At 51.8% G+C, this 15,670-nt stretch carries 13 protein-coding genes and 3 pseudogenes; 6 read left to right on the top strand and 10 right to left on the bottom strand.

What is annotated here, in order from left to right:
* Positions 1 to 85: 85 nt before the first annotated feature.
* A pseudogene (locus AC1BI1_RS00985) lies at positions 86 to 277 on the top strand (manganese catalase family protein); the annotation flags it as partial.
* On the opposite strand, the gene AC1BI1_RS00980 reads toward AC1BI1_RS00985, so the two are convergent.
* Positions 190 to 705: an SLC13 family permease gene (locus tag AC1BI1_RS00980; protein WP_476715500.1), complete on the bottom strand. Its 516-nt coding sequence runs from the start codon at positions 703 to 705 to the stop codon at positions 190 to 192. The pseudogene AC1BI1_RS00985 and the gene AC1BI1_RS00980 overlap by 88 nt on opposite strands.
* On the opposite strand from AC1BI1_RS00980, the pseudogene AC1BI1_RS00975 reads away from it, so the two are divergent.
* Positions 634 to 1,180, top strand: a pseudogene (locus AC1BI1_RS00975) (LysR substrate-binding domain-containing protein). The gene AC1BI1_RS00980 and the pseudogene AC1BI1_RS00975 overlap by 72 nt on opposite strands.
* A 159-nt stretch (positions 1,181 to 1,339) precedes the next feature.
* Here the strand turns inward: AC1BI1_RS00975 and AC1BI1_RS00970 are convergent.
* A complete protein-coding gene (locus tag AC1BI1_RS00970) occupies positions 1,340 to 1,687 on the bottom strand; it encodes a DUF5615 family PIN-like protein (RefSeq protein WP_476715388.1) in 348 nt (115 codons plus the stop codon).
* Complete coding sequence (locus AC1BI1_RS00965) at positions 1,684 to 1,938, bottom strand: DUF433 domain-containing protein (RefSeq protein WP_476715387.1); 255 nt, start codon at positions 1,936 to 1,938, stop codon at positions 1,684 to 1,686. The genes AC1BI1_RS00970 and AC1BI1_RS00965 overlap by 4 nt, the downstream gene beginning before the upstream one ends.
* Before the next feature lie 411 nt (positions 1,939 to 2,349).
* Here AC1BI1_RS00965 and AC1BI1_RS00960 point away from each other — a divergent pair.
* From AC1BI1_RS00960 to AC1BI1_RS00950, 3 genes and pseudogenes are all read left to right on the top strand, one after another.
* Positions 2,350 to 2,805: pseudogene (locus AC1BI1_RS00960) on the top strand (manganese catalase family protein).
* Positions 2,806 to 3,092: 287 nt separating this feature from the next.
* On the top strand, positions 3,093 to 3,290 hold the full coding sequence (locus AC1BI1_RS00955) for a type II toxin-antitoxin system HicA family toxin (protein WP_476715386.1): 198 nt from the start codon (positions 3,093 to 3,095) through the stop codon (positions 3,288 to 3,290).
* 24 nt (positions 3,291 to 3,314) lie between these two features.
* Entirely contained in the window at positions 3,315 to 3,719 is a 405-nt protein-coding gene (locus AC1BI1_RS00950) for a type II toxin-antitoxin system HicB family antitoxin (RefSeq protein ID WP_476715385.1), read from the top strand.
* A gap of 24 nt (positions 3,720 to 3,743) precedes the next feature.
* On the opposite strand, the gene AC1BI1_RS00945 is transcribed toward AC1BI1_RS00950, so the two are convergent.
* Together AC1BI1_RS00945 and AC1BI1_RS00940 are read right to left on the bottom strand one after the other, a co-directional pair.
* Entirely contained in the window at positions 3,744 to 4,967 is a 1,224-nt protein-coding gene (locus AC1BI1_RS00945) for an MFS transporter (protein WP_476715384.1), read from the bottom strand.
* Between the two features lie 154 nt (positions 4,968 to 5,121).
* A complete protein-coding gene (locus AC1BI1_RS00940; RefSeq protein ID WP_476715383.1) occupies positions 5,122 to 5,586 on the bottom strand; it encodes a MarR family winged helix-turn-helix transcriptional regulator in 465 nt (154 codons plus the stop codon).
* 177 nt (positions 5,587 to 5,763) lie between these two features.
* On the opposite strand from AC1BI1_RS00940, the gene AC1BI1_RS00935 reads away from it, so the two are divergent.
* Complete coding sequence (locus AC1BI1_RS00935; RefSeq protein WP_476715499.1) at positions 5,764 to 6,789, top strand: DUF6385 domain-containing protein; 1,026 nt, start codon at positions 5,764 to 5,766, stop codon at positions 6,787 to 6,789.
* A 1-nt stretch (position 6,790) separates the two neighbouring features.
* Here the strand turns inward: AC1BI1_RS00935 and AC1BI1_RS00930 are convergent, their stop codons facing one another.
* The 5 genes from AC1BI1_RS00930 to AC1BI1_RS00910 are packed head-to-tail and all read right to left on the bottom strand — an operon-like array spanning position 6,791 to position 15,665.
* Positions 6,791 to 7,672 carry a glycosyltransferase family 2 protein gene (locus AC1BI1_RS00930; protein WP_476715382.1) on the bottom strand — a complete coding sequence of 294 codons (882 nt, stop codon included), beginning with the start codon at positions 7,670 to 7,672 and terminating at the stop codon, positions 6,791 to 6,793.
* Between the two features lie 7 nt (positions 7,673 to 7,679).
* Positions 7,680 to 9,917 carry a methyltransferase domain-containing protein gene (locus AC1BI1_RS00925; protein WP_476715381.1) on the bottom strand — a complete coding sequence of 746 codons (2,238 nt, stop codon included), beginning with the start codon at positions 9,915 to 9,917 and terminating at the stop codon, positions 7,680 to 7,682.
* Positions 9,918 to 9,928: 11 nt separating this feature from the next.
* Positions 9,929 to 11,227, bottom strand: coding sequence for a methyltransferase domain-containing protein (locus AC1BI1_RS00920; RefSeq protein WP_476715380.1), 1,299 nt, complete (start codon positions 11,225 to 11,227; stop codon positions 9,929 to 9,931).
* Between the two features lie 17 nt (positions 11,228 to 11,244).
* Positions 11,245 to 13,662 carry a glycosyltransferase gene (locus tag AC1BI1_RS00915; RefSeq protein WP_476715379.1) on the bottom strand — a complete coding sequence of 806 codons (2,418 nt, stop codon included), beginning with the start codon at positions 13,660 to 13,662 and terminating at the stop codon, positions 11,245 to 11,247.
* A complete protein-coding gene (locus AC1BI1_RS00910) occupies positions 13,659 to 15,665 on the bottom strand; it encodes a glycosyltransferase (RefSeq protein WP_476715378.1) in 2,007 nt (668 codons plus the stop codon). The genes AC1BI1_RS00915 and AC1BI1_RS00910 overlap by 4 nt, the downstream gene beginning before the upstream one ends.
* Positions 15,666 to 15,670 lie beyond the last annotated feature (5 nt).

Raw genomic sequence — 15,670 nt, 5'->3', positions numbered from 1 at the left:
ACCCTTAGAGCATTATAGCACAATGTGGCGCTTGACAAAATTAGCGACTGGGCTTCCCATTGCCTGGAAGCAGGAATAATTCGTCAATGCCGCGGGAGCTCCGTGGACAGCTACTTATATCCAATCTAAAGGGGACCCCATAACTGACCTTTATGAAAACCTCGCCGCCAACCAAAAAGCCTGTGCAACCTACGAGCTGCTTATCAACCTTTCCGACGATCCTGACGTCACGGATGTGCTGCGGTTTCTGCGGGAAAGGGAAGTGGTACACTTCTGAGACAAGTTGGCTACTCCAAAAATACGGTCTAGCGCCCAACTAGCGACACCCGATTTCTCCAGGGCCATACCTGCCGCGTAGGCTCCACAGCTAAAAATCATAAGATCCCAAGGGATCTGGGTCTCTTTCCAGCTCAACAAACCCGTTAGATACATAAGGGTCGCAGCCAGGATAGCGACCATTACGAGCGAAATATTAAACCCGAACATTTTTACATGATAAGGTCCCGTTGCCCATAGGAATACTGTGAGTACAAATATGGCTAATGCCTTCCATTCTTCTCGATTCAAGCGGCCCATATTTTTTAGTTCTGCTCCCATTTCTTCTATTCCCTGACCCCTGGGGGATGCTGACCTCTGGCGGATAGAGGAAAAGAAATCGGCTATGCTCAGGATGTAATTCAAAAACTTCGTGAGCGCAGACTTGATTTTGGTTTTTTGGGGAAGAACCCAAGCTGGTCAGAAGACGGAGAACTAGAGTTTCTGCCGGTGGGAAAAGATAAATTAGTATTCGTCGTTTGGCCCGGGCATAAGTGGGCGGATAGAGATATGGTTATGCCGGATGAATTGCAGGAGGAGACTTTTATTCACCAAGCAAGGTTCTGGTATGCGCGCGTTGGTTGAAGCTTATCTTCAAAAAGAGGGGGTAGCAAAACCCAACTCAATAGTGGAAATGGGTAATATTGAAGCTATTAAAAAGGGGGTAGAAAATCGGCTAGGTGTAACAATTGTGAGTTATTTTGGTGTACGCGAGGAAATCCTAAGGAAAGAGTTAATAGCAGTACCTCTTTTGCGGTTAGATAAAGTATCAAGAGAAATGCCCAGTTCCCCTCCTGCCCAGCCGGCCTTTGGCGGTACGCTTACACCCGGAAGGGCATTTCACTCGTCCTACCCAATATCCTGATAACGGCCGTAGCTGTTCGGAACAGCCTAGTCCTGATAACAACGAACGAAAGGGGCTTCCCTCGAAAACAGGGGTAGGAATAAAACTATGGGTAAAAATAAAGCCTTCTGTACCTCGTGAAAAGCAGGAAGGCCCTCTGTAACTCTTTTTGGGAACCCCCTAGAGCTTTCTCACTCTCATCCGTTTTTCGCTGGCAGTAATCACGCAGCCCCGTTTTAAATCCTCGGCATGCTTTAAGAGTGCCTCAGCCAGAAGTTGCTTTCTCTTCTCGAAGGGTAGATCAGGTAAACGGATAATACTCGTGCACGCTGTTCCTGTAGTCACGGCTAATTGTCCAAAATCTTTATCCACCGTAATGATGACCCGTTGCTCTCTTGCTCCCCATTCTATGATCTGGCTATCGGTCATGCGGGAGTCCACGTTCCTTACCTCAGCTACATCGTACCCCATTTCCCGGAGCCAAGCCGCCAATTTGCCACCCGCGCAGACGTCGACCAGAAACCTCATTGAGCCGCCTCCAGGCGGACCTCGCTCAGGTCCTCGTTGGCCACCAGGCACCTGGCATAAGCAAGGCAGGCTCTAATGTCGTCCAGCTCCAATTCAGGGTACTCTTCTAGGATCTCTTGGACTGTAGCCCCTTGCTCCAGGAGGGCTAATATGTTTTCCACCTTGATCCGCATTCCCCGGATGATGGGTTTACCCTGAAAAATACCGGGGTTTACGGTGATGCGTCGCAGCAGCTCCTTTGTCGTCTCCATTTCTGCACCTTCCCCACATATCCACCTTGCTATCTTTGTATTAGTTTACCACCATTTGTTTCTAGCAGCAACACAGTGAAACCGCCATGGGAAACGTATAAACCCTTCCGCACGCTATGAAAGCTTACGAAAAGCATCTTTGCTGCAACATGGCCCAACTCGGCTTTGGGAAGGAATAGACTTGCCGTCGGTTTTCGACAGTCATATTGTATCACAGCCGGGCCGCTAGTGAAACCAAAAAATCCCTAGGGATTGTACAGCTGTCTCCAGCCGGAGGTAGCAATATTGCCCTTCAAGCAACAATACCCTTACGCACCCCAAAAGCTAAACCCCTCCAGATGTTTTCTTCCCCAGCGGTAGAGTTATCAAAAGTTGAAGTCGGGCGGCCCCGACGGCGAGTCGGGTGCCTAGTTGCGGTATCTCACCCAGCGCTATACCATGCCCATCCCCAAGGCCAAAGCTGTTCTAACAGACATAGGCACGGAAGAACTGGCTCACATGGAAATTATCGCTGCTCTGGTCTAGAACTTTATCAAAGATGCACCTTTAGAAGAAATTAAACGCGCTGGATTGGACGGCTATTACGCCGACCATGACCGGGCCCTCTACTTCGTCAATGCCGCGGGAACTCCGTGGACAGCTACTTATATCCAATCTAAAGGGGACCCCATAGCTGACCTTTATGAAAACCTCGCCGCCGAGCAAAAAGCCCGTGCAACCTACGAGCTGCTTATCAACCTTTCCGACGATCCTGACGTCACGGATGTGCTGCGGTTTCTGCGGGAAAGGGAAGTGGTACACTTCCAGCGCTTCGGTGAAACGTTAAATCTGGTACATGAATACCTGGAGAGAAAGAAATATTATTAAATCGATTAGGAGGGGGCGGCTAGCCCCCGTCCTCTCACACCACCCGACATACGGGACCGCATCCGGCGGTTCACCAAGCGTGATGAAGATTGACGCGCCTTCTTTACCGCGTCATGGGCTCTCCTTCCGGGCCGAAACCCGTAGCTGGCCTCTGAAAATTGCGGCTTGAATTTTTTGCTATCCGCACACAATCGAAAAAGAACATTCACGTAATGGGTAATTTTGTATTCGTCTCTTGACACGTATATTTTACACGTGTTAAAATCTAGTCCAGAGGGCCTGAAAAGATGAAAAGTTATTCCTCCAGAGAAATACTTAAAATACTTAAAGAAGAGGGTTGGTACATAGTTAGAAGGAGAGGAGACCATGTTCAATTAAAACACCTAACAAAACCCGGATTGGTCACTGTCCCCCATCCCTGTAAAGATATTAAAAAAGTAACATTACATAGCATATGCCAGCAGGCAGGCATTAAGTTGAAATAAAGATTTTGAGGAGGCCGAACAAATATGGATAAATATATTTTCCCTGCTATATTTCAGCCTTGCGAAGAAGGCGGCTATTGTGTTACTTTCCCCGATCTTCCAGGCTGTATTACCCAAGGTAATTCTTTAGAAGAAGCACTCTATATGGCTAAAGATGCGCTAGAACTTCATCTTTATGGTATGGAAGAAGAGGGGTATGTCATCCCTGAACCCACCCCACCCGAGAAAATTGATGTTCCGAAAGGAGCATTTGTCACTTTAATTGAGGTGTGGATGCCTCCCGTTAGGGATGAAATGGAGAATAGAGCTGTAAAGAAGACTCTTACCCTCCCCAAATGGCTAAATGATTTAGGCGAAAAGAATAAAGTAAATTTCTCCCAATTGCTGCAGTCTGCCTTAAAAAACCATTTAGGAATAACAAAGCGTTAAGCATTATATAAAGCGGAGGTTTAGCTAAACCATGCTCCGTCTGGAAAACCATGTCCGACCGGCAACAGCTAGCACACCTGTAAGCCCCAGAGTAGCCCCCACAGCCAGCCCAGCCGGTGCACCCCACAGGTGGGCAATGATCCCACTTAGTAAACTCCCAATAGGCGTCACCCCGGCAAAGACAAGAGAGTAGACGCTCATGACTCTTCCCCGCAGGTCGTCCGGGACGTTAAGTTGCAGAGTGGTATTAACCGAGGCTATAAAGGTTATCCAGGACCAGCCTGTAAGCCCCAAGAATAAAAGAGCCAGAGTGTAGGAACGGGTGCCCGCCAGCAGTAGTTGGAACAGGCAGAGACCGGTCCCACTTACCAGAAGCAACCGCAGCCTGGGTCTCCGGCGGCTTAAGACCGCCAGCACAACAGCCCCACAGAGGGCGCCTACGCCTGAGGCCGACATGAGCAGACCGTAGCCCTGGGCTTTCTGACCCAAAGTATCCCGTGCCAGGACCGGTACCAAAACGTTAAAGTTCGAGGCAAAAACATTCAAAAGGGCCATCAGGATGATGGCGGATAAAACAACCGGTGTGTGGCGGATGTATTGGAGACCTTCCGCAATTCCTTCCCCAAGGGGTTTCGCGGCCGGCCGGTGCCAAGCTTTCTCTGCCGGGATCCGGATCATCACCAGGCCTGCGATGACTGCCAGAAAGCTCGCCCCGTTGAGAAGGAAACTGGCCGCCATACCCAGCCGACCGATGACTATCCCAGCCAGGGCCGGACCCACTATGCGGGCAGCATTGACGATAGCAGAGTTTAGGACAATGGCGTTCATCAGGTCTTCTCTGCCCACCATCTCTATGATAAAGGATTGGCGGGCAGGCATGTCAAAGGTGTTCACAATACCTAAGAGCCCCGCCAGGACCAGCACCTGCCAGTACCTAACGGCCCCAATGAGGATTAAAATACCCAAGGTAAAGGCCAGGAACATTAGGCTTGTTTGGGTAAAAACTAACAGGCGCCTTTTGGGTACCCTGTCCACCACCACACCAGCAACCAAAGATAGGACCAGGAAAGGGGCGAACTGGATAGCATTGACTAGACCCAGGAGGAAGGGGGAGTTAGTCATCTGTAACACCAGCCAGCCCTGTGCCGTATTCTGCATCCAGGTGCCTACAAGAGAAATAAGCTGTCCTGACCAGAAGAGCCGGAAGTTGCGGTGCCTCAAGGACCTCAGTGCCTGAAAGCTGCTCATTTTTCGCCCTGTTGCTACTCTTATCTCCATAGCCGTCTCTGTCCGCAGGATCCGTTGCGAAGCGTAAACAGTTCCCCACCGGCAACTCTCGGCAAGAGAAGAGTTGAGAGATAGAACGAAGGCCCGCAGGTTCCCATAATCTTTATGCGCATCTTTACCCCTCTTTTTCTTCCCTGCTTTTACATTGCTTCCTGAGGCTGTCTAAGACCACGTTTAATTCCGCATTGAGGCGCCCGAGGTTAAAATCGTCCAGGGCTGTCAGGGCCTTTTCCAAAATCGAACACCGGAAATGCAAAATATCCGCCAGGGCTTCTTCACCCGCCGGCGTAAGCTTCAGAAATACCAGGCGCCGGTCGTCCTCGTCCCGCCAGCGCTGGAGCAATCCTTCTTCCACCAGGCCATCCACCAAGCCAGTGACGGTTCCCGGAGCCAGGAGCAAACGCCGCTGCAGATCACCCATTGTCAGCGGCTTCTCCGGGTGCAGGTTGCTCAGGACCCAGAAGCGGGCCATAGTTAACCCTTTTTCGCTCAAATAGTTTCGGGTGTAGTGGTTCACCAGGTGGCTTATCTGCCGCAGCAGATATTCCAGTTCCCTAATTGTCTCATTGAACTGCGTCAATTACTTTTTGCCTCCCGTATATTTTGGACTTCAAACAATAATTAGTTTAGCCCCTCCTCTCCCGTATGTCAAGCTTTGTCTGGTTAAAAGTTGTTGCCGTGTCGGGGTAAGAACCCCCTCGACCTTACCGGAATAAAATGGGATAGAAAGGGGCCCCGGAGGGCTGTGCGTTTGGAAATGGACAAAAAACCAAAACTGGTAAATCAAGTCTATAACAGTGAGTTTCAGATAGCCCGGGCGGACGCGCCGGATTTTCCCGACGGCTGGCTAAGGGTGGGCGGGAATGAATTTACCGTATGGGAGTGGAAGGGTTCCCCGCCAGGTCCCAGAGCTATAGCCATCCACCACCCATCCGGCCCTCCGGCGGGAATCGTCCAGGACCCGACAGTTGCTGTGCGGGCCGGGGAGATCCAGCGCTGGGAGGTGCGGACCACCCTCCAGGTCGAGCCAGCCGGTACGGCCTGCTACCTCCTGGTGCACATGAGCACGGCCTCCGGGTATCCTATCGGCCACACAAAATTTACCCTTTCACCCACTAGGGTACCCGAAACCTTTAAACGGGTATTTTCGACCCTGCTAGGTACAAGGATACTACAGCTGGAAGTAGGGATAATAGGCCCCGGCGAGCTGGTAATACACTCTATCGAAGCCTACCGACTTTACCCCCGCACAGCCCTCAGCCAGGACGAAAAGGGCCGCGTACTCGTGCGCCATGTTGATACGGTAGGAGAAATTTTGAAACCAGTACGCCTTGCAGGACCGGTTAACGTCAGCGCCACCGTGGTGGCCGACATCCGCAACCTCACTCCCGCTCGCGACGGGGTCCGCATATACGGTAGCGGCCCTTCACCCCTGGCTATTACCGCCGACGGCCTAGCCAGAGTACAGGTAGCCGAGCGGAGTTTCCGGGAAAGCGTGGAAAACGTTACGGCCGGGGTTACCCCGGCCGCTACCGCCACCCAGGATATTTCTACTATACGTCTATTCTCCTATGCCATCTTTAACTCCGGAACTAACCCGGCCCTGGTTCAGATCCAGATCAGCCCGGACGGCAACCACTGGGCGGCTGATATGCCCGAACAGGAGGTGGAGCCCGGAAGCCTTTTGGTCCTAGCTCCTCGCTTCTTTCTCCGCTACACCCGCCTGGCCTATCGGGCCGCAGCTCCTACTGCGCTTACGGTATGGTTCCAGGCGCAAAGTTAGGCTAGCTCAAGACCCAGGCAGAAGCTAGCTCCTCAAGAAGTTGTTCTGCCAGCTTCTGGAAGTGAAGGTTATCCTTATATATCTCAGTTAATTCCAATAGCCCTTTTATGCCGTATTGATATACCAGGCCTCGTAAATTAATGTCGAAAGATTTTTCCTTGTCCGCCAGGCTGGCCCTCTGGGCCAGGGTGGCATGGTAAACCCTCACTTTTAGATAACATTTGGGCCTCCAGTTCTTCTTTAATCCCATGTAATACCTGTAACCCAGGAGCAGACTATCGTCCTCATATCCTTGCTTTCCCTTCAAAAACCGCAAGTCATAACCACCTACCGCCCGCAGAAATTCTCCTCTGTGCAGCACGGGATGCACAAAACCTTCTACCACTTCCTCCCGGGTAAGGCGGGCCAGGAGGTTATGCATATCTTCCAGGTCATGAGTGGGAATACCGGCTATAACTCTTGTACCCTTCTGTTCAGGATGAAGTTCTCCCCTAGAAGTTAATATGCCTGGGCAGACCATGGGCTCCTCAGGGTAGATATTGAAGAAATCTACTAGCCCTTCTATCCACCCCGGCGGGAATATCATGTCTACGTGTATTTCAGAGATATATTTTACCCACGGGTACTGCGTCCAGAGGTAATTGAAACACGCCATCCTGCCTTGAGCAATGCCGATATTCAAGCCCTGGCCTAGGACATGTACCTCCAGGTTATACTTCCGCACATAATCTTTAACCTGGCCATTGGACAAGATGCCCTGGTTATACAAGATCAAAAGGGAGCCCGGGCAACTTCTAGCCAGGCTGCGCAAACACAGGTCGGCCAGGCCTAGGTCCCGTTCATCTCTGATTAAAAAGAGTAACGTATGAGCCACGATTTCCATAAAAAGATCACTCCCTCCGCATCACAGATACCAGCAGGTACCCGGGGAAAGCCTCCCGCTCTTCTTCCGGTAGGTGGGTGTAAAAAGCGGCGAGGAACGACCGTACCTGCTGGCTCCCCGGAACAAAAACCAGGAAATCCAGCGCCTCCAAGAAGCCGACCGGATATTCCCGCAGGAGAGTAAGACCCGCCTCCCGGCAGACAGGTTCCAAAGTATATACGGGAATTTCCACTCCATAGGGCCATCTTCCATTTTGTTCCGCAACATATTTGCCCAGCCGGTAAGGCAGGCAGCGGGCATTAGGATTGAAGCTGACAATTAATCCCCCGGGTTTGGTGATTCTTTTCATTTCTCGGAGGGCCTTAATTCTCTCGCTAAAAGAAAGGTGTTCCAGTACTCCTGCGTTCCAAGTTACATCCGCTGTCTCTCCTTGAAGGGGCATATTCATTATGTCGGCCAGTACGAACTTCCCCGACTGCCCGCTGTTTCTGAAAGCCTTCCGAGCATTAGCAAGCGCCAGTTCCGAGTAGTCGACCAAAATCACTTCGGCTCCCTCTAGGGCCAGGCGCAGCGAAATACGCCCGGTACCGGAGCCGGCCTCCACTACAGTTTTCCCGGCGAAAGAACCGCATTCCCGGATCAGGGTTTGGTAAATCGTTTCCGATAAGGAATCCCATTCCTGCTGCAAGCCGCCGGCCCAGATGGCATCCCAAATATCTTTTTGGTCGTCCGGCTCTTCCCTCCAGGGCACCAGGTTAGGGTTAGGATCCAGAATAGAGAGATACTGTTCTTTTATGCCATATTTCCCCTCTGGATCCAACTCCATGTAGCGCTTGAACTTGGCCAGCCGATCCTCAGGCCGCATCCAGCCTAAGTGTTTTACCCGGAGGGAACTGGTAGCCCCTCTAAGCTCAGAAATATTAACCGGGAAGCGGCCACAGTGCAGTGGGGTTTCCTTCCATATATAATTGAAGCCAGGTATATACCTCACCATAAAAGGCCGGTAATGGAAATGGGCGTTCCAGTAACTATCCTCCCGGTAGTGGATCTCATCCCACATGTCGTAAAGGCGAAAATAATACACGTCTACCTCGGGATTGGAGGCCAGAGAACGCAGTTCGTATACGGCCCGCTCCTCAAATATTTCGTCGGCATCCAAAATCAGTATCCAGTCGGGATTGGTCTCCACAGCTAGGTTCCAGAGCTGCTTGCGGAGGAGGATTTCGTTATTAAAAGAGGGTTCCTTGTTAGAGACAATGGTCAGGGGGATACCCTTTAATGCCTTCCGGCATACTTCCAGGGTGTTGTCGGTGCTGGCGTCATCCAAAATGATCGCATTATCGATGTACTGGGCGGCATGGCCAAGAACCCTTTCCAGGTATCTCCCAGCTTCGTTTCTAACCAGCATGGCTAGAGTAATCTTATTCCCCCGCAGGGCTGGAAGATTGCGGGTTAAGGAAGCTTTATACGCCGGCAGGCCCGCCAGTTCCGACTCCCGGTAAATATGGTAGGGAGGATAATGGGTATCGGCATATAACTCCAAGCCTAGGGCGGCAGCCCTTATACAAAAGTGCCGGTCTTCGCCTGGGAAGCTAAGGTTATATATTTCGCTGAAAGACACACCAGCCAGAAGCGCCCTCCGGCTGATTAGGGTGCAGGCCCCTAAACCGCCCACTCGGTACACTCCGGGGGTTCGGAGCATGCGCAAAAATTCCTCGGTCCTCCGCTCAATTTCCACCTCGTCAAGGACTTCACCCCTCGCCAGGGGATAAAGTCGGTACGCGTCGCCTGCCCACACCTGGGGAAGGGGAACCGCGTCCGGCCACCACCTGGTCCAGAACACCTCAGAAACTATATCTTTCCCCAAACTGACGAGGTGAACGAGAGTTTTAGGGTGCAGAACCAGATCCGAATCCACCAAAAACAGGTAATCAAAGCCCTCCTCGCGAGCCATAGCGATAAAGCGGTCCTTGTACCTGGCCACTTTCCAAATTAAGTCTTCCCGCCAGTGGTGGGTCTCCTCATCGCAATGGTAAGTACCTCCCCCCTCGCCCGCCAGCAGGCGGACATTCGCTGTGCTCCGCGCGAATTCTTTAAGTAAAGGACTCCCACCCTCGTTATCATCTATAAAGGCGTATTCCACCTGTAGCCCTGTAGTCTCCAGACGCTCCAGGGACCACAGGAATTCCTTCAATATCGAAGGCTTTTGTCTCACCGGGCTACCAATCAATACTCGGGTCATCATTAAATTCACCCCTAATCCTCTATCGGTGGCAGGCACAGCCTGGCTTTGATTAAAAACTCCTTGGCTTTAAGCTCATTTATCTCGCCTAGGGTGAGTTTCCTTATAGCAATTCGGTCCAGTTCCACATCCGGATTGAGATCCGGCACCGCCGGATCGCGGATGTTATGGATTTCCTCGGTCACCAGGTGAAGTGAGGAGAGCAGTTCCCGGACATCGCGGAGGGTAAAAAATCTCAGGTGGTTCCGGTCCAAAATTCCTGATTCTTGGTATCGCCACCTGCCTTCATTGACCAGTTGATTCAGTACCCCAAAGTTCCTGAGGTTGGGCACGCTAAGGATCAAATAACCCCCAGGTTGCAAAAATCTCTTTAAATACAGAAGGGTGTCCCAGGGATTAATAAGGTGTTCCAGTACGCCCAGCATAATAAGGCAGTCAAAGTAGCCTACCGGGAAATCCAGTTCGATACTTTCCACATTGCCTACCAGGACATGGTCCAGCTTCCTCAGGGCAACAGCAGCCGCCATGGGGTTTATTTCTATTCCTACCACTTCCCTCCTGGGATCCTGTACCTTTAGCAGGTGACCCAGAATCCCCTGGCCGCAGCCGATTTCCAAGATCTTTTTAGCCCCAGAAGGTATCAGCCCGGCCGCTTCCGGCCGGACAAACTGATAATATCTAACAGGCCGGATAAAAGGCCCTGGAAGGATATGTTCCGGGCCCCGCTCACTCCACTTGGCCAGAGTAATACCTTCCTGCCAAGCGCCCTGATTTTTCCCCTCCCTCTGGTAGGGGTACAGGTATCTGTAGCTTTTAATACAAACATCGATTTTACGCCCCGTGCCCGGTGGATTGGCTCCCTCTATGTTTTTAATCCTCCATAGCCTGGGCGCCCAGGAATCGCCGTAAGGGCTGTCTTCGCACCGGTAAAGTTCTGGATCGTCCCAAAAATACAGGACGCGTAGGTAAAAATGGGTATAAATCGGGTCGCGAGGATCCAGGCGGGACAACTCCCGGCGGATGATCCTGGCCGCGCCTTCTTCTAACACCTCATGGCCTTCCAGGAACAAAATCCAGTCCGCCCCTTCCCCTCGCGCCCACTCTAGTATTTCGGCCCGGTCCCTCTCTTCGCTCCCCGATTTTCGGGCAGCACAGTACTGGACTCCGGGAAAAGAGCGGCATATCTCCGGGGTCCGGTCGGTGGAATGCCGGTCAAATACCGCGAGGGCGTCGGCCATTTTGGCTGCTTCTCGCAAACAGGAACCTATCCAGCGCTCTTCATTCTCGGCTGTTACAGCACAGGCTACCTTCACCGGCAATGGTCCCCCTCTTACCCTTCCTTTTGAAGAAGCGCTTTAATTCTTTCCTGGACGCCGCACAATACAGGGGAAGGACCCACCTCCAGGCCCCGGGCGCAGTACTTTCCAGCTAGGCCCAGTTGTATACCGGCCAACTGGAGAAACTGGATTTCTGAAGGTATCTCACGTAAAAAATCCTTACACCGGCGCACGAAAATCCGCGCGAGATCCGGCCGCTCCAACCTCTCAAAAGCTTCGGCCAACAGCAGGCTTTCTCTAAAGCAAGAAGGCAAGTTCAGCCCTTCAATTTTCTGAAGGCATTCCTCTGGCCCGTATCTATTGAGTACTAGGCGGCAGAAAGGCAACACCAATGTACCCAGGCCCTGCCTCTTGGTCAGATAGTGGGCCAGCAACTCCTCAGCCTCCTCCAACAATTCCATTTTTTCCAGGCACTGGGCCAGGGCCACAGCAGCCCGGAAACTGCCAATACCGTGGGGAAAGGTGTAGCGATACCAGGGGGGGTCCCCGAGTTCCAGGGCTATCCTTAAGGCCTGGCAAGCCTCCGGCAGATTTCCCTGTTGAAATTCCATCAATCCTTGGAGGTACCAAAGGCTAGTAAAATCCGGAAAAAGTTCTTGGGCTTTCTGTACTACCCTTAGGCCCTTCGGAAACTGTTTAAGCTCTAGGTGGCAGGTAGCCATTTTAAAGTACAAATCCGGGAGAACACTGCTGTGCTCCAATAGTTCTTGAGCTTTGGAGAACTGCTCCAGTGCCATGTCAAAACGTCCTTCCTGGAACAGCTCCACACCTAGAGCATAAAGAGCGTAACCGTCAAGAGGTTCTAGGCTCAAGCGGGAGTGGAGAAGAGCGGTGTTCCGGTATCCTTTTACTTTAAGGGCCGCCGCCTTTAAATATCCCCAGTGATCGATATGGATTTCCGCCGGAGCAATGCTCCCCGGTCCGCTGTGGCCGATTATGGATTGGGCGATCTCTTCGTGTACGGGGCCCGAAAACCGGAATTCAGGCCTATTCCTAAAAACCCGGCAAACGGCATCAATCACAAAGTCATCCGGGTCGCCCTGTCCGAAGTAATTAACAACCTTTAAATAAAAGCCCTGAAGGTTTCCGGCAGCAGCCATTACCTGCCGCAGTTTTTCGTGTTCTTCCGGCCGCAGAGTCTCGTCAGCATCGAGGACCAGTATCCACTCATGCCCGGCCAGCCGCAGGGAAAAATTCCTGGCCAGAGCAAAATCGTTCACCCAGGGAAATTCAAATACTTCGGCTCCATAGGCGCGGGCTACTTCCCTGGTCCGGTCCCGGGAGCCAGTATCCACGACGATTATCTCGTTCACGACGCCCTTCACGCTGTTTAAACACCGCGCCAGGTTTTTTTCTTCATCGCATACGATCATACATAGGCTGATGCCCGGCCTGGGGGCCGGTCTATTCTGTAGGCGCTCTAGTATGGCGGTGAGTTCTTTGATTCCGCGTTCTGCCTTATGAGAACCTACGCCGCTTTCCGATACGTAGTACCGGGGAGCCTCTCCTATGGCCAGACAAGTTTTATACAACTCCAGGGCTTCAGGAAAGCGGGCCAGGCAGTAGTAAAGAGTGGCCTTCAAAAAAACTAGGTCGGTATAATCCGGGTATAGTTCCAGGTACCGGTGTAGAGCGTCCAGGGCCGCCTGGTAGTCGTTGAGGAGCATAAGAGTCTGAATCTTCTTCTTGCCCAGCAAAGGGGCAAAACTTAACGCAGGAGAAGTCAGGCATTCAGCTTCGTTATAGTATTTCAAGGCCTGGGCTAAGTCCCCTGACCGCAGGTATTCGGTGGCCAAGTTGAACAAGAGAAACCCGTTTCTATCTCCCTTATCGTACTGCTCCTGTAGTATGGCCAGGTTACGCTGGATTTTGTTTTTATAGTCAACTAATTTATCCTGGTAGCCCCAGTGCTTGATTTTTATGTCCAGTACACCGAACTTGGCCCGGGGGTTATGCTCCAGTATGGAATCTATAATCTGCTCGTGGATGGCTCCCTGGAAGCGGTACTGGGGACGGTTTCTGAACAACCGCAAGGCCGGCTGCCTGATGCAGTTACCCTGATCGTCATAGTTCAAGACTTGCAGGAAAAAGCCTTCCATGTCGGTATGGGCAAGATTGCGCAGACAAGCCAGGTGCTCGGGCAGCGCTTCCTCATCTGCATCCAAGAACAGTATCCAGTCGCCCCGGGCTTGTTCCAAACCTACGTTGCGCGCCTGGCTGAAGTTATTTTGCCAAGGTTCCTCGAGGACCCGGGCTCCATAGGCCCGCGCTACTTCTTTGCTTCGGTCCCGGGACCCGGTATCCACCACGATGATCTCATCTACAAAGTCCTTGATGCTGTTTAAACACCGGGGAAGGCTGGCCTCCTCGTCTTTCACAATCATGCATAAGCTGACGGTTTCCTTTTTCACTGGGCAGCTCCCCTTGCTGCAGTAAATTGCAGCTGGCATTCCTTTAGACGGGTGAAAATGTTTTTTAAACCCTGGTTATCCGGGAAATAGGCCAGGGCTTCCAGCAAGGTCTCCCCGGTTTGGCTTAGCAATACCTCCACCAGCTTTTCATAATACTCTACCCGACGGGGGTTTAAATTAACAGCTTGGTGCAATAGCTGTTCTGCCTCCCACAGGGCTCTGCGGCAAGCACAGATGGAACCCAACATATAATACAGGTCGTCGTGAGAAACTCCTTCCTCCAAAGCCTTAAGCAGGTACTCGGCCGCCTCCAGCTCAAGACCATTCTTGAATAAGGCTTTACCCACATAATAAGATATTTCCCCTTCTGGTAGTTCCCCCAAAAGCCCAGCAGCCACTCGGGCTAAGCCGGGTCCGGAGGCCTGGAAAAGCTTAACTATCAAACGTTCCCAGGCATCCACATCTATACCGGCAGGCTCTTCCTCAGCTCCAGCAAGCTTGCAGTTCAAGGCTTGTAAAACTGGATATAGGGAAGAATCAACTTCCTTGATCTTCTCAATCAATTGGCGGCAGTTCTTTGCCGGCTTTGCTGACCAGTTGCATATACAGGCGTATAAAAGGGCGTCGGGATAATAAGGGCTTTCCGGACCTATCTCCAGGCATTGATATTTAGCCTCTTCCCAGCGGCCCAGGCGCATCAAGCATTTGGCCTTTAACAACGCCACATCATCAGGCTTATTCCCTGCCCGGAGGATGGCCTCGTTGAGGTAAATTAAACACCCATGGTAATCGCCGGCGGAGTACAAGAGGTCTGCCACCTGCACGAGCTGTAACAGGTTAGTAAGCTTGAGGTGCTCCTGGATATAAGCCCTGACCTGGAGGGGATCCTTCAGGGCTTTCTGCAAGGCCCGGCCCAGGCTATAAACAATACCCGGAAGGTCGTGTTTGACTGCCCAGGCTTTATAATAATAATTAACTGCCAATTCATAGTATCCACATTCTTCCATCAACTTTCCTAAATTGTATAGGGCTAAGTAACTTCCTACGCCCTCCGTAGTAACATACCGAGGTGGCGCCTCCCCTAGCTCGAGACAGCGCAGGAAGGCGTCCTGAGACTGGGTATATCTATCCAGTTTCTCCAGGGCTTGCCCCTTAAGGTAATACAAGTCCGTATAATCGGGAAAATGCAACAAGCCTTTTTCCGTTACCTGTAGCGCTTGTAGGGGCCGGTGAGCCTTTAGCAAGCTAATGGCGTAGTTCCGCAAAAAGGTAGGGGCATAACCGGCGGACATATCCAAGACTTCCCACACCCTTTGCCATTCTTCTAAAGCTCCTTGGAGATCGCCGCCTTCGTAAAGGGCCACGCCCAGGTTGTAGCGAAGGAAACTGTTGTCAGGATCTTCCTCGAGTTGTCTCTTTAAAATTTCCAGGTTGCGCGAGGTCTTATTTTTAAGCTCCACCATCTTCTCTCGGTAACCGTAATGGTAAATGGAGATACCGGAATGGACTAGCTTTGCAGACGGGTTGGTCGCCAGGATGGAAGGAATTATTTGTTCATGCAAGGCTCCCTGAAAGCGGTAACCCGTTCGGTTACGAAACAGCCGCAGGCTAGTATGGCGGAGTTGCTGGCTCCCGGGCTCTTCGGAGGTAGGGCTGACAATATAAAAATAGTATCCTTCCACCTCTTCCCTCTCCAGTAACTTTAAAAAAGCTTCCCGCTCGACATCCATCAATTCCTCGTCGGCGTCCAGGTACATAATCCAATCACAAGTGGCCTGAGCTAGTGAATAGTTCCTGGCCGCGCTAAAATCATTCCTCCATTGGAAGGTGGCTACTTTAGCTCCATACTGCCTGGCTACTTCCAAAGTCCCGTCGGTAGAACCGGTATCCACGATGATTATCTCGTCCACCAGCTCCCGGGCGCTGGCCAGGCACCGGGCCAGGTAGGCTTCTTCGTTCTTGACAATCATACACAGGCTGACAGTAGGGCGTGTCGTAGCCATGGATG

Source organism: Thermanaeromonas sp. DSM 22490 (assembly GCF_056378755.1).
This window is presented reverse-complemented; position numbering and strand designations above follow the sequence as displayed.

Bases quoted from the DNA above. Each gene is read 5' to 3' on its own strand.
- AC1BI1_RS00910 (WP_476715378.1), bottom strand. From the start codon at position 15,665: ATGGCTACGACACGCCCTACTGTCAGCCTGTGTATGATTGTCAAGAAC.
- AC1BI1_RS00965 (WP_476715387.1), bottom strand. From the start codon at position 1,938: ATGGAGACGACAAAGGAGCTGCTGCGACGCATCACCGTAAACCCCGGT.
- AC1BI1_RS00935 (WP_476715499.1), top strand. From the start codon at position 5,764: ATGGACAAAAAACCAAAACTGGTAAATCAAGTCTATAACAGTGAGTTT.
- AC1BI1_RS00925 (WP_476715381.1), bottom strand. From the start codon at position 9,917: ATGATGACCCGAGTATTGATTGGTAGCCCGGTGAGACAAAAGCCTTCG.
- AC1BI1_RS00930 (WP_476715382.1), bottom strand. From the start codon at position 7,672: ATGGAAATCGTGGCTCATACGTTACTCTTTTTAATCAGAGATGAACGG.
- AC1BI1_RS00955 (WP_476715386.1), top strand. From the start codon at position 3,093: ATGAAAAGTTATTCCTCCAGAGAAATACTTAAAATACTTAAAGAAGAG.
- AC1BI1_RS00970 (WP_476715388.1), bottom strand. From the start codon at position 1,687: ATGAGGTTTCTGGTCGACGTCTGCGCGGGTGGCAAATTGGCGGCTTGG.
- AC1BI1_RS00945 (WP_476715384.1), bottom strand. From the start codon at position 4,967: ATGAGCAGCTTTCAGGCACTGAGGTCCTTGAGGCACCGCAACTTCCGG.
- AC1BI1_RS00950 (WP_476715385.1), top strand. From the start codon at position 3,315: ATGGATAAATATATTTTCCCTGCTATATTTCAGCCTTGCGAAGAAGGC.